Raw genomic sequence first — 13546 nt, 5'->3', positions numbered from 1 at the left:
GCGCTCGTTTTTATTAAGGCGTCGCCGGTTATCGGGACGAGGATTTTTATCCATCAACGCCTTGCAATTCAGGAGAGGTATGACGATGTCATTAGAAGTGTTTGAGAAACTGGAAGCAAAAGTACAGCAGGCGATTGATACCATCACGCTGTTGCAGATGGAAATCGAAGAGCTGAAAGAAAAGAACAACTCACTGTCGCAGGAAGTTCAGTCTGCACAGCAGCAGCGTGAAGAACTGGAGCGTGAGAACAACAATCTGAAAGAACAGCAGAACGGCTGGCAGGATCGTCTGCATGCCCTGCTGGGTCGTATGGAAGAAGTCTAATCCTCGTCATATTTCACGTTATGGCGGCGTTGGCTGCGTGCGTTCACCCCAGTCACATAGTGGCCTATGCTCCTGGGGATTCACTTACTTGCCGCCTTGCCCTGACGCGAAATCTATAGAGGTTTTAGTTTGTAGGCCGGATAAGGTGTAAGCCGACATCCGGCAATACTTATCTTTGATAACGGCCTTGCTTGCGGGCTTTCCCATCAATCACCAAGCCAACGGGTGAACGAGCTACGGTCAATATCCAGTTGCTTCGCTGCACGGCTTTTGTTGTTTTGCTGTCGTAGTAGCACCCCTTTGAGAATACGGCTACGGATCCGTTTATACGGCCCTTCGAGCAACTGGCAGTCCGGGCAGTGATGGCGAGGTTGTTGGGGGGAAGACGCTTTATCGGCTTGTAAATCCTCAATCAGTAACGTGGCGGCAGAAAGAGACACCACGCCGGATGAAAACGATAACGCCAGGCGCTCCATAATATTATTCAACTGACGTACGTTACCCGGCCATAAATATTTTTTCAGCTCACTCCATAAACTTTCGCTCAATGCAATGGGAGGCAACTGATAGGACTTTCTCAGCGCATCTAAAGTTGTTTGCCCGATAAGTTGGATATCGTCCGGGCGTTCACGTAACGGTAATGTGGTGACCTTGAGCACATTCAAGCGATAAAAAAGGTCTTCTCTAAAATCACCGGCTGCAATCATTGCCGGTAAGTTTCGGTTTGTGGCCGCAATAACGCGGACGTTGACCGGAATCATGTGATCTGCGCCCAGGCGCATCAGTTGGCGCTCTTGCAGAATGCGTAAGAGTTTTGCTTGTAAGAACTTATCCAGTTCGCTGATTTCATCAAGAAAGATGGTGCCGTTATGCGCCAGTTCAAACATCCCGGCGCGGCCTTTTTTAGAGGCACCGGAAAACGCGCCATCGACATATCCAAAGAGTTCGCTTTCCATAATTGAAGCGGGGATTGCGCCGCAGTTAACTGCAACAAATGGCCCATTGCGATGTGAACTGGCGTTATGAATGCTCTGCGCCAGAACCTCTTTGCCGGTACCATTTTCACCGAGTAGCAGTATTGTTGCTTCGGTTTCCGCATATATCCTGGCTAACCTTAAGCGATCCTGCATTTCACGGTTGCAGGTAATAAAATCTTCGAAGTGATACCTGGCGTGAAATCCTAACTTTTTCGCTTCTTTGATTCTTATCTTCTGCTCAGCATTCTGTAAGTTAGATGATGTCTGGAGGGTGATCACTACGCGGTTGAGATTTTCGTTTTCTACAATGGGGAACTGGTTAACCACAAATTCGCCATAGGGTGTGTTGATTAACTCATTTTCTATCGGGATATTATTTTGCAGATCTTCCCAGTTTAGCGTTAAGGAAGGTATTTTTTTACTGATTAAATCATGTTTACTGAGTTGTAAAAGCTCGACGGCTTTATGATTACAGTGAATGACCTTACCGCAATTATCAATGAGAAGAATGAATTTATTGGTGTGGTCAAGTAACAGGTTTAGCTGGTTTTGCTCAATGCGCTCATTAGCGAGCGCCTGATACAGCTGAATTGCCTCATGTAATGCCAGTTCTATGGACTCGACACCTGAATGGAAAGGGATGAAATGTTCCATGCTGTGTGTGCCAAAATAAAGCGGGCAAATGGCATCGCCAATAATAAGATCTATCTGGTTATTTTGTGTGTAATTGACAAAGTCATTTCTGACATTCTCAATGCAAGGGTTGGCCATTTCGTCAATGATAAACTCAGTGAGTTGCAGATTAAGCATCCTGGCTATTTTCATACAGCCGTCGATAACGCTGCGAAACCCAATAACCCCAATATTTTTATTGAGCCCAAGATATGGCCTGAGGGCATCGATAATATCATAAGCGGATGTTTTTATTTCAATGACAGGCTGCGGTATTTTTTGTTTAAGCATCCATGCCATGCCACCGCGACTAATCACAAGATCAGGAGGATTCGTGCGCAATATCGGGATCACGGAATCAACATCGTCGAGGGTGGCATTTAATATCGTTATATTTGCGATGTGATTATATCGGATAGACAGGCGTTCAGCTTCGAGAGAGAGCGCTTGTAAAGGAGAAACGATGTAAATATTAGGTAATTTTAACATGTTGAATCCAGCATGATCATGATGTGAAGTCGATAACGGTGGAAACAGTTGTCGGCATTATTGCAAAAACAGTAATCCATTCACGACTTACTGTTTCTGCAATCTTTTTGTCACATAAATGGTGAACAGCGGAATTGTTTTCGATCAACTCTGTGGAATTTATGTTTTTGATAACTGCTGGCGTTGGGCGATTCTCCTTTGTTCGCGGCGAGCAACCCAGGCGGTTATAAACGGTACGACTAAGGAGGTGACGATCGTAGAGGCGGCAATCTGCGGCGTCGCTACGGCGATTAATGCTGACACGCTGGGGTCAACTGCGGCGATGGCTGCGGGGGTCGCAACGGCGTTACCGGCCGTCGTGGAGACTGCCGCTCCGGCGATGCCTGAACCTCCGACAAAACGGGAGACGGCAACATTAATCAGCGCGCCAATGAATGCGGTCATGAGACCCAGAATAACCCCTGCGAATCCGGCCATCAGCAGGGTGCTGAAATCGATTCCGGTACCCAGACCAAAAGAGAAGAAGGGGATCAGCATCGCGCCGCCGCTTTTCAGGAACGAACGCATATCCTCATCCAGATTTCCGAGCAGCATACCAATCAGTATTGGCAAAACAACGGCGAACAGCTCCATTATTGGGATCGACACCAGCCCAGCGGCACCCATCGCCACCATCGTCAGAAAGGGGCCTTCAAGTACGGAAAGCACAGCGATAGCGCCCGCATCGGTTTCATTGCCAAACTGTTTGGTCAGTGCAGCGTAGAGGCCCATATTCGCATTGGTCATAGCCGCGATAATGGCGAGTGCAGACAAACCAAAGAAGCCGTTGGCGCCGCAAAACTTTGCGACCAGTAAGCCAATTGCTGTCCCGACAACCAACTTGGACAGCATAATGGCGAACCCTTTTTTCAGGGCGACCGGCGCGGCCTGTAGGCGGATTTCAGCGCCCATACAGACAAAAAATACGCCCAGGATAGCGAGAGCGCCATGAGCTACCGCCGTCGAAAAGCTCCCTATTTCTAAAGCACCAGGACAAAATGTCTTTAATAATGCTCCGATCAATAACGGGATTACCATCATCCCGCCTGGGAATTTCTCAATTGTTTGTTTTATTTTCATGAGGAGACTTCCGTGTTTTTGTAACGGATATAAATGATGGGAATATGTTATTTATTCCCACCGTATAGGGTTATATTTCTATCGTCTTAAAATGTTGGTGCGATCTTGTAAATAGAGAATTCCTTATGCCCAAGATCTTCAGCTTTGGTTGTTTTACCATTAGAAACCTTAATGATTTCCTGATAAATTACCTCGCCCATCTCATTAATAGAAGATTCTCCCCGCATAATCGATGAAACATCAATATCAATGTTGTCGCGCATTTTGGTAAATGTTTCTTCGTTGGCGGTGATTTTGATCACTGGCGCAATCGGGTTTCCCGTGGGGGTTCCACGCCCGGTAGTAAAGATAATAATTTGTGCGCCGCCGGCCACCATCCCGGAGATGGATTCGATATCTTGTCCAGGGGAGTCCATCACCCATAGTCCACGACCGCCAGGGAAATCTGCGTATTGCAGGACGCCCTGTAGCGGTGAATGGCCCGCTTTGTGCATGCAGCCCAGAGATTTTTCCTCAATGGTGGTGATACCGCCCTGGATATTACCTGGCGTCGGTTGCCCGCCCCTGATATCTGCGCCCAGGGCTTTCGCTCTTTCTTCACACCCCACAACCAGCTTGATTAAATCGTCTGCGACTTGTGAATTAATGGCCCGACGAGCAACAACGTGTTCTGCGCCAATGAATTCGGTGGTTTCTGAAAGAATCGATGTGCCACCATCGTTAACTAACAAATCAGATGCAACACCGCAGGCAGGGTTGGAGGCGAGGCCAGAGGTGGTATCAGAACCTCCGCATTCCATTCCGAGGATCAACTCGCTGACGCTTATTTCTTCGTAGTCTTGCTGGGACAAATCCTGCGCATACTGACGTGCGATTGAAATTCCGCGCGCCTGACACTGCAAGGTCCCCCCTTCATTCTGAATTGTGATGCAGGAAACCGGCTTACCAAATTTCGTGATTTCTTGCGCAATGTGAGTAGGTTCAGCGCCTTCACAACCCAATCCGACAACGAGTATGGCGCCAACGTTGCCGTTCCTGGCAACGTTGATCAGTGTTTTTTCGGTTAATGCAGCATCACCAGCAATCTGGCAGCAACCAAAATCATTATTAAGCCAGGTTGAGCCATGAACCTGAGCGGAGATGTCCTGAGCCACTTTATTGGCGCAAACGCTGGTAGGTAAAATTAAGACGTAGTTGCGAATACCCACGCTGCCATCCGGGCGACGATAACCTTTGATTGTTTTTTTCATTTTCACTTGTTCCTTCAGCCTTTATTTCCAATCCCCACGGCCACGCTCACTTTCAACATTATGAACATGAACATAATCTCCGGTCTGGATAGGCTTTGTTGCCCGACCAATGGATTCACCGTATTTGTAAACTTCGCCATGAAGCGCAACGGCTTTAATGGCAAATTTATGACCGTAAGGGATGTCATCCCGTAAGGTGATGGTCAGATTTTCATTGCCAACAAACATGTTGGCGACGTCTCCGGCCTTGAGGGGCTGGATAGCAGTAGCAACGCTATCTTGCGGGTTAATAACCACTGCATTTTTCTTCATAAAAAATCCTTATGCGCTTTGATTGGATACAGTGGTATAAAGCATAAGGCGTGCCATGTTTTTAACTTGTTGTTTATTAAGATAAATAATACGCAGAGTGGGAAGGGGGAGATAGAGGCGCTGTAAGTAGCCTCATCAGTTGCGGCAAATAGCTACAGTTGCAAGGCGTGCAAAAGGTGGGTACGACGGAAACGCATAAAAAAAGGCACCTTGCGGTGCCTTTTTGATCACTCGATATCGAGCGGGTCTTCGGAGAGGATTATCCCGGTGTTGTCGGCGTACAGGTGGTCGCCGGAGAAGAAGGTCACGCCGCCAAAGTTGACGCGCACATCGCTTTCCCCAATGCCTTCACCTGAAGCGCCTACCGGAATTGCGGCAATCGCCTGAATGCCGATATCCAGTTCTTCCAGATCGTCTACCTGGCGTACTGAGCCGTAGATGACCAGACCTTCCCATTCATTCTGTACGGCCAGCCGCGCCAGTTCGGCATCGACCAGCGCGCGGCGAACAGAACCGCCGCCATCGACCAGCAGAATGCGACCACGGCCGTTCTGTTCGAGCAGATCGTACAGCAACCCGTTGTCCTCGAAACATTTTACCGTGATGATTTGTCCGCCAAACGACGACCGTCCCCCAAAGTTAGAGAACAGCGGTTCCACGACGTTGACATCTTCCTGATAGATGTCACAAAGCTCGGATGTATCGTATTTCATAGGCTTAACGTTTAGTTGCTGCGAGAATTTTTAGTATATCGCGCTATGTGTACTGTTGGCAAAATCATCAATTGTTAATTGATATTTGTCAGTTAAAGAGACCACTGACTTAAGAAAATTCCAACGACAAACAGCAGGTTAGTTAATAGTGCCGCTTTTACGGTGCGTTCCAGCATCGGGCGCATTGCCTCAGGGTTCATCTCACGCATCACGTAACGCGCCTGTTTGAAAAGCAGCGGAGCGGCGAGAATAAACAGCCATCCCCACAGGCTTTGCAGCGAGAACAGGTTAAACAGCGCCAGACAGACCAGCGTACCCATCAGCAGGCAGGCATGGTAGCGGCGGGCATTCACGGCGCCTAAACGCACGACCAGCGTGTTCTTGCCATTCTCTCTGTCGCTGTTGATATCGCGCAGATTGTTGACGTTGAGCACAGCGGTTGCCAGCAGGCCGCAGGCGGTGGCAGGCAGAATCAGCGCCGGAATTAGCGTATGGGCCTGCAAATACCAGCTTCCCATCACGCTGAGCCAGCCGAAGAATACCAGCACGGAAATATCGCCCAGACCGATATATCCGTAAGGGCGATTACCCACGGTGTAAGTGATCGCGGCGATAATCGACAGGCCCCCGAGCACCAGGAAACCGACAAAATCCGCCAGCGTGTGACAGGCCACGGCAACCAGGGCCAGACCAGACAGACAGATCAACACTACGGTGACGATCAGCGCGCGCTTCATCTGCTCTTGGGTGATAACCCCTTTTTGCATCCCGCGCAGCGGTCCAATGCGATCGGGCTTGTCGCTGCCTTTGACGGCATCGCCATAGTCGTTAGCGAGATTGGACAGAATTTGCAGCAGTCCCGCCGTAATCAATGCCAGCAGAGCAACCAGCGGATCGAAGTATCCTTGCCACCATGCTAATGCCGTACCGACGATGATCGCCGCGAAGGCGAGCGGTAAGGTCTTAGGTCGTAAACTTTCCAGCCAGGCTTGTGAGCGGCTAATTTGTTGTTGTTCAGTCATATTTAGCGCCAATAAAAATGGGGCTTTATCAGCCCCATCAACAGTGATGAAAATGCATTGAACGCGATTATAGGATAAAACGGCTCAGATCTTCATCTGCGACCAGCGCATCCAGATGTTTGCTCACATAATCGGCATCAATTGTGATGCTTTGGCCGTTCAAATCGCTCGCATCATAGGAAATATCTTCCATCAGACGTTCCAGAACGGTGTGCAGACGACGCGCACCGATGTTTTCGGTGGTTTCGTTAACCTGCCAGGCCGCTTCGGCAATGCGTTTAATGCCCGATTCGGTGAAGTTAATGTCCACACCTTCGGTCGCCATCAGCGCTTTGTACTGAACGGTGATGGAGGCATTCGGTTCGGTCAGGATACGCTCAAAATCGCTGGTGGTCAGCGCCTGTAGTTCAACGCGAATCGGTAGACGACCCTGCAGTTCCGGGATCAGGTCCGACGGTTTCGCGACCTGGAATGCGCCAGAAGCGATAAACAGAATATGATCGGTTTTCACCATGCCGTGCTTGGTGGAGACCGTGCAGCCTTCAACCAGCGGCAGCAGGTCGCGCTGTACACCTTCACGGGACACGTCCGGACCAGAGGATTCGCCGCGCTTACAGATTTTGTCGATTTCGTCGATAAACACGATCCCGTGCTGCTCAACGGCGTCGATAGCTTCCTGTTTCAGCTCTTCTGGGTTCACCAGTTTGGCCGCTTCTTCTTCAATCAGCAGCTTCATCGCGTCTTTGATTTTCAGCTTACGCGGTTTTTGCTTCTGACCGCCCAGGTTCTGGAACATGGACTGTAACTGGCTGGTCATCTCTTCCATGCCCGGAGGCGCCATGATTTCAACGCCCATCGGTGCGGCGGCGAGATCGATTTCGATCTCTTTATCGTCGAGCTGGCCTTCGCGCAGTTTTTTACGGAACGCCTGACGCGCGGCAGAAGGTTCCTGCGGCTGCTCAGACTGTCCCCAGTTATTTTTAGCTGGTGGGATCAGCACGTCGAGAATGCGCTCTTCCGCCATCTCTTCAGCGCGGAAGCGGTTTTTCTCGATGGCCTGAACGCGAACCATCTTAATGGCAGCGTCGGTCAGATCGCGGATGATAGAGTCAACTTCCTTACCAACATAGCCAACTTCGGTGAATTTGGTTGCTTCAACCTTGATGAACGGCGCGTTGGCCAGTTTTGCCAGGCGACGGGCGATTTCGGTTTTACCGACGCCGGTCGGGCCAATCATCAGAATATTTTTCGGCGTCACTTCATGGCGCAGCTCTTCGTTGAGCTGCATACGGCGCCAGCGGTTACGCAGGGCAATCGCCACGGAACGCTTAGCGTTATCCTGGCCGATGATGTGTTTGTTCAGTTCGCTGACAATTTCGCGTGGGGTCATTTCAGACATGGGGGATCCTTACGCTTTGGAGTTCAATTCTTCGATGGTATGGAAGTGGTTGGTATAAATGCAGATATCCCCTGCAATATCCAACGCTTTCTCAGCAATCTCGCGCGCGCCAAGCTCGGTGTTTTCCAGCAGAGCGCGTGCAGCAGCCTGGGCGTAGGGACCGCCGGAGCCGATGGCAATCAGATCGTTTTCTGGCTGGATGACGTCGCCGTTACCGGTGATGATGAGTGATGCCGTTTCATCTGCGACGGCCAGCAGCGCTTCGAGTTTGCGCAGCATACGGTCGGTACGCCAGTCTTTTGCCAGTTCAACGGCCGCTTTCACCAGGTGACCCTGGTGCATTTCCAGCTTGCGTTCGAACAGTTCAAACAGCGTGAATGCATCCGCAGTACCGCCCGCAAAGCCCGCAATGACTTTGTCGTTATACAGACGGCGGACTTTCTTCACGTTGCCTTTCATTACGGTGTTACCCAGTGTGGCCTGACCATCACCGGCGATTACCACATGGCCGTTACGGCGTACGCTTACTATTGTTGTCACGAGCAGACCCCTTGGTTACAAATGCAGAATACAGGCCCCGCACAGGATGCGGGGCGTAATGCAAGTATAGATGGGGGGGATTTTGGGGGTTTCAACCCCCAGTGGCGAGTCGAATGCAGTTTGTGTGACCAGCAACCTTCAGGCGGCTGATGGTGTTGTCGGCATTCTCTTTGCCTTTGAGTGGACCAATAACCACGCGATTCCAGCCGTTATTAGTGGTAATTCGCGAGTTGAACCCTTCAAAGGCCAGCTGTGCGCGCACGGTTTCTGCCTGCTCAGCGCCTTTAAATGACCCGCACTGAACCATCCAGCGGCGTTCATCTTTTTTCTCCGCCGTCTGTTTTGGCGGCTGCGTTTCATTCGTTATTGGCGCGGCCGGTTGCGTTTTCGGCTGAGCGGCGGTGGTATGCGCAGGCGTTTGCAGCAGATCCTGATACGGCTGTTGCGCCGCCGGTTTTGGCTGCGGTTTCGGCTGTTGTACCGGTGCGGTTTGCGCCGTACGCGTTTGCGGCTGCTGGTACGGCTGTTCCGTTGCCCGTTGGCGTGGCTGTTGAGCCTGCTGCTGCGTAGTGTTCCACTGCTGCTGTTGCACCTGACGTTGACGCTGCAGCGTTTGCTGGCGTTGCTCAGGCGTTTGTTCGTTCCATGGTACTTCGTTGAGCTGCGTTGGCTGTTGACGCATATCTGCCTGCATCTGCGCCAACAACTGGCGCTGCTCATTGGTTAACTGGTCGGCGTTCAGCACCTCGCCGCCGGCAGACGGTTCGGTAGGCGCGCGTACGCCAGGCTGACGGCTTTCCAGCTCTTTGATGTATCGCCAGCGCTCTTCCGGTTTTGGTGGAATGCCATTCCCGGTGACTTTCTGGTTTTGCAGCGTTTCGGACTCTTCTTTCTTGTGATGCGTAATGAAGTACAGACCACCGATAAAGGTCACGAGTACGGCTGCAGCAATAGCAACCATAGCGGGCGATACCGCAGGTGTATTGCGTTGTTTTTTCCGTGATGTGCTCTTTTTGCGCCGCGAAGGTGCCGGTTGGCCGCGACGTACATAATCTCGTTGTGCCACTATCGTTTCGCTGTATTTATTCGTTCGTCAGCCCGCCATGTTACTTAAGCGGCGGGCCTTTGACCAGACAGGGGAGTCCGAAAGCACTTTACTTTACGTCAGTGCCCGGGTTGTACCCCGAATAATAAGCTCGCAGTCCAGTAAACGTGAGCCACTGCTGACGTTCTGCCCTTGTAATTGATCGAGCAGTAACAGCATAGCTTCGCGTCCGATATCGAAACGCGGCTGTGCGACGGTTGTCAGGGGTGGATCACAAAATTCCGCGAGCGAAATGTTATCGAAGCCAATGATCGATAAATCGTCGGGTACTTTCAGGCCCTGACGTTTGGCGTAAGAGAGGGCGCCAAGCGCCATGACATCGCTGTGGCAGAAGACTGCGGTAGGCGGCTGTGGTAGCGCCAGGAGCTGTTTAAGCGCATTAGCTCCCGCTTCATAGGTAAAGTCTCCGCGCGCGATGAAATGCGGATCGACCGTAATTCCGCTGCGGCGCAGTGCCTGAACGTAACCTTGCAGACGGTAATGGCACAGCGGCATATCCTCTGGTCCGGCGATACAGCCAATGCGTTTATGTCCCAACTCCAGCAGATAATTCATCGCGTTGAAGGCGGCGGTGAGGTTATCAATGTGCACGGTGGGGAGTTCCAGCTCTGGCGCGAACTCGTTGGACATAACCATCGGCGGTAAATTACGCTGCTCTTCAACGCTGGCATCAAACGGCAGGCGCGAGCTGAGCAGGACCATGCCATCGATCTGCTTGGTGATAATGAGGTTAAGAAAGGTCTTTTCCTGCTGATTCTGGTGCGCGCAATCGCCGATAAGCACCAGATATCCCTGTTCTGCGGCGGTGACTTCTATGCCACGAATGACTTCGCTAAAAAACGGATCGCAGATATCAGGCACAATCACCAGAATGGTACGTGACTCATTACGCTTTACGTTGCGTCCCATCGATTGAGGTAGATATCCCACTTCCAGAGCTGCCTGCTCAACCTTGTTACGGGTTGACTGCGAAACTTTGTCTGGATTCATTAATGCGCGGGATACGGTTGCCGTTGAGACTTTCGCCTTCAGGGCAACATCTTTCATCGTAGCGGCGGCAACCTGCTTATTCGGTTTCACTCTTTCTCCTCGCCAGGGCGGCTGGCACAGACTCGTCCCTGGATAACCTTCATCTGAAACATTTTTATCAGATAGTGAATGGAAGCGGTTACAGAATTTTCATAAAAAGTGTGATGGATCTTTAATTTTACGATCCGCCTCGCATCGTGAGGGATTATCCCTCGATGGGATCGACATCCAGCACCCATTTAACTTTACGCGCATCGGGTAACGTATTGATCAGCGCCAGTGTGCCGCTGACGATATGCTGCAGGCGAATTCGCGATGGGTGCTGCAACAAAATTTGCCAGCGATAGCGACCGCCACGTTTGGGTGCCAGGGCGGGAACCGGGCCTAACACCCACAGTTTTTCATCGGCCAGCGGACTGGCCTGAATCAGATTTCGTAACTGCTGCAAGAACATCGGCGCATGCTGGTTGTTGTGATCTTCTGCCCGCACGATCACATGGCTGGTCCATGGGGGAAGCTGGAGCGTTTGTCGCTCGGCCAGCGCCTGCTCGGCAAAAGCGTCATAACCTTTATACAGTAAGGTTTGCAGTAGCGGATGTTCAGGGTGGTGCGTTTGCAGCACCACTTCACCCTGTTTCCCGGCGCGACCGGCACGCCCGGAAACCTGCGTGTAGAGCTGGGCGAAGCGTTCTGCCGACCGGAAATCTGCGGAGAACAGCGCGCCGTCAACGTCCAGCAGCGCCACCAGAGTGACGTCCGGGAAATGGTGGCCTTTCGCCAGCATTTGTGTGCCGATCAGGATTCGCGCGCCGCCGCGATGCACTTCCGCCAGATGCTGCTCCAGCGACCCTTTACGGCTGGTCGTGTCGCGATCGATGCGTGAGATGGGCACGCCGGGGAAAAAAGGCGCCAGAGCCTGCTCAAGTTGTTCGGTGCCGAGTCCTACCGGAACCATATGCGTTGAGCCGCAGGAAGGGCACTGACGCGGTATCGGACGCTGACTGTCGCAGTGGTGGCAGCGCAGATGGTGCTGCGCCTGATGCAGCGTGTAGTAGTGATCGCAGCGCGGGCATTCAGCAATCCAGCCACAGTCGTGGCACAGCAGGGCAGGAGCAAAACCCCGGCGGTTTAAAAACAGGATCACCTGGTTATCCGCCTGCAGGTGCTGACGCATACGGGCGATAAGCGCAGGGGCGAGTCCGGCCTGTACCTGCTGACCTTTCAGATCCAGCACGTGCTGAGTGGCTGGGCGCGCATTTCCGGCGCGGCGCGTCAGGCGCAGCATGCGGTATTTTTTCTGCCGCACGTTGCACAGCGTTTCCAGCGCTGGGGTGGCTGAGCCGAGAATAATGGGAATTTGTTCGCTATGGGCACGATAAACCGCGAGGTCGCGCGCATGATAGCGCCAGCCTTCCTGCTGTTTATAAGAGCTGTCGTGCTCTTCGTCGATGACAATCACGCCCAGATTTTTAAACGGTGTAAACAGCGACGAGCGCGTGCCGATGACAATCGCCGCTTCGCCATTTTTCGCCTTCAGCCATGCCGAAAGACGTTCGCTGTCATTTAAACCCGAGTGCAGGACTTCGACCGGCGCATTGAAGCGCTCGCGAAACCGGGCAATAGTTTGCGGCGTCAGGCCAATCTCCGGCACCATCACCAGCGCCTGTTTGCCCTGGGCGAGCACATTTTCCAGTACGCTTAAATAGACCTCTGTTTTACCCGATCCCGTCACGCCCGCTAATAGCCAGGCGCTAAAACTGTCCGAGGCGCTGTGGATCGCCCCGACGGCGGTAGCCTGTTCGGTATTCAGCCGCAGACGCTCACCGGAAACCGCGTAGTGTGTACGCCAGTCGCTAAAGTCTGGTGTTTCGCTTGCCAGATCGCACAGGCCTTTTTTACGTAGCGCCTGCAAGGCGGCGTCATTAAATTCCAGCTCTGCCACCTGGTCGCGCCAGATTTTTCCCTGGCGTAATGCTGCCAGCGCCTGCTGCTGCTTGGGAGAGCGTTTCAGGCCGTTGAGATCAATAACCTGGCCCTCTTCAGTGGCAAACCAGTACCACATGGGCGCGTTGGCAGCCGGGCGTCCCTGGCGTAACAGAATCGGCAGGGCATGAAACAGCACGTCGCCAATAGGATGATGATAATAGTCAGCTGCCCACAACAGCAGACGCCAGACGGAGGTCGAATAGACCGGCTCGCTGTCCAGCACTTCGAGAACGGCTTTCAATTCGTTGAGCGGCAGTTCGCTGTGCTCGCTAACGGAAAGGACGATGCCCACGCGCTCCTGCTGCTTGCCAAAAGGCACGCGTACACGACACCCGGCTTTGGCGCTCATGCCTTCCGGCAGAAGGTAGTCAAAGGTGCGAGGTAGCGGAACGGGTAAGGCAACGTGCGCAACGGGCATTGAATCATCCTGACTTGAAATCTGGCGGGTTAGTATACACATTAGTGAAGGGTAGAATGCGGATCAGTTTGCATGAGCAGGTTAATTTCTGTATGATTCGCCGCCTTTGATGCAAATTGATTGCGTCAAACAATGACCATTACCCGAGAATTTCAAGCTGTTGATGCAGTGTGAAAGGTGACGGGGAATA

12 protein-coding genes are annotated in these 13546 nt (G+C 52.1%); 1 reads left to right on the top strand and 11 read right to left on the bottom strand.

Annotation, left to right across the window (positions count from 1 at the left end; genetic code table 11):
• Window positions 1-79: 79 nt before the first annotated feature.
• Entirely contained in the window at window positions 80-325 is a 246-nt protein-coding gene (zapB, locus tag AC534G_RS24305) for a septal ring assembly protein ZapB (protein WP_019077914.1), read from the top strand.
• A gap of 206 nt (window positions 326-531) precedes the next feature.
• Here the strand turns inward: zapB and AC534G_RS24300 are convergent, their stop codons facing one another.
• The 11 genes from AC534G_RS24300 to priA form a co-directional block, all read right to left on the bottom strand.
• Complete coding sequence (locus tag AC534G_RS24300; protein ID WP_110496309.1) at window positions 532-2463, bottom strand: sigma 54-interacting transcriptional regulator; 1932 nt, start codon at window positions 2461-2463, stop codon at window positions 532-534.
• 159 nt (window positions 2464-2622) lie between these two features.
• Complete coding sequence (locus tag AC534G_RS24295; RefSeq protein WP_038636001.1) at window positions 2623-3582, bottom strand: 2-keto-3-deoxygluconate permease; 960 nt, start codon at window positions 3580-3582, stop codon at window positions 2623-2625.
• Between the two features lie 86 nt (window positions 3583-3668).
• Entirely contained in the window at window positions 3669-4832 is a 1164-nt protein-coding gene (locus AC534G_RS24290) for a UxaA family hydrolase (RefSeq protein WP_038636004.1), read from the bottom strand.
• A gap of 21 nt (window positions 4833-4853) precedes the next feature.
• Window positions 4854-5144 (bottom strand): UxaA family hydrolase, encoded by a 291-nt coding sequence (locus AC534G_RS24285; RefSeq protein WP_038636007.1) that lies wholly within the window; start codon window positions 5142-5144, stop codon window positions 4854-4856.
• A gap of 227 nt (window positions 5145-5371) precedes the next feature.
• Window positions 5372-5857 (bottom strand): ribonuclease E activity regulator RraA, encoded by a 486-nt coding sequence (gene rraA, locus AC534G_RS24280; protein ID WP_008787034.1) that lies wholly within the window; start codon window positions 5855-5857, stop codon window positions 5372-5374.
• Window positions 5858-5949: 92 nt separating this feature from the next.
• On the bottom strand, window positions 5950-6879 hold the full coding sequence (menA, locus tag AC534G_RS24275) for a 1,4-dihydroxy-2-naphthoate polyprenyltransferase (protein WP_038636012.1): 930 nt from the start codon (window positions 6877-6879) through the stop codon (window positions 5950-5952).
• 67 nt (window positions 6880-6946) lie between these two features.
• Window positions 6947-8278, bottom strand: coding sequence for an ATP-dependent protease ATPase subunit HslU (hslU, locus tag AC534G_RS24270; protein ID WP_038636017.1), 1332 nt, complete (start codon window positions 8276-8278; stop codon window positions 6947-6949).
• 9 nt (window positions 8279-8287) lie between these two features.
• Window positions 8288-8818 (bottom strand): ATP-dependent protease subunit HslV, encoded by a 531-nt coding sequence (gene hslV, locus AC534G_RS24265; RefSeq protein WP_003028805.1) that lies wholly within the window; start codon window positions 8816-8818, stop codon window positions 8288-8290.
• Window positions 8819-8909: 91 nt separating this feature from the next.
• Entirely contained in the window at window positions 8910-9884 is a 975-nt protein-coding gene (gene ftsN, locus AC534G_RS24260) for a cell division protein FtsN (RefSeq protein ID WP_074458535.1), read from the bottom strand.
• Between the two features lie 93 nt (window positions 9885-9977).
• Entirely contained in the window at window positions 9978-11003 is a 1026-nt protein-coding gene (gene cytR, locus AC534G_RS24255) for a DNA-binding transcriptional regulator CytR (protein WP_003028807.1), read from the bottom strand.
• 154 nt (window positions 11004-11157) lie between these two features.
• The gene (gene priA / locus AC534G_RS24250; RefSeq protein WP_087856662.1) at window positions 11158-13356 is read right to left on the bottom strand and encodes a primosomal protein N'; all 2199 of its coding nucleotides are present in this window, start codon (window positions 13354-13356) and stop codon (window positions 11158-11160) included.
• Window positions 13357-13546 lie beyond the last annotated feature (190 nt).

The organism is Citrobacter sp. CRE-46 (genome assembly GCF_059615875.1).
This window is presented reverse-complemented; position numbering and strand designations above follow the sequence as displayed.

What these genes read in the sequence shown, in the direction of transcription:
- zapB (WP_019077914.1), top strand. Translation starts at nt 80, where the DNA reads ATGACGATGTCATTAGAAGTGTTTGAGAAACTGGAAGCAAAAGTACAG.
- AC534G_RS24300 (WP_110496309.1), bottom strand. Translation starts at nt 2,463, where the DNA reads ATGTTAAAATTACCTAATATTTACATCGTTTCTCCTTTACAAGCGCTC.
- AC534G_RS24295 (WP_038636001.1), bottom strand. Translation starts at nt 3,582, where the DNA reads ATGAAAATAAAACAAACAATTGAGAAATTCCCAGGCGGGATGATGGTA.
- AC534G_RS24290 (WP_038636004.1), bottom strand. Translation starts at nt 4,832, where the DNA reads ATGAAAAAAACAATCAAAGGTTATCGTCGCCCGGATGGCAGCGTGGGT.
- AC534G_RS24285 (WP_038636007.1), bottom strand. Translation starts at nt 5,144, where the DNA reads ATGAAGAAAAATGCAGTGGTTATTAACCCGCAAGATAGCGTTGCTACT.
- rraA (WP_008787034.1), bottom strand. Translation starts at nt 5,857, where the DNA reads ATGAAATACGATACATCCGAGCTTTGTGACATCTATCAGGAAGATGTC.
- menA (WP_038636012.1), bottom strand. Translation starts at nt 6,879, where the DNA reads ATGACTGAACAACAACAAATTAGCCGCTCACAAGCCTGGCTGGAAAGT.
- hslU (WP_038636017.1), bottom strand. Translation starts at nt 8,278, where the DNA reads ATGTCTGAAATGACCCCACGCGAAATTGTCAGCGAACTGAACAAACAC.
- priA (WP_087856662.1), bottom strand. Translation starts at nt 13,356, where the DNA reads ATGCCCGTTGCGCACGTTGCCTTACCCGTTCCGCTACCTCGCACCTTT.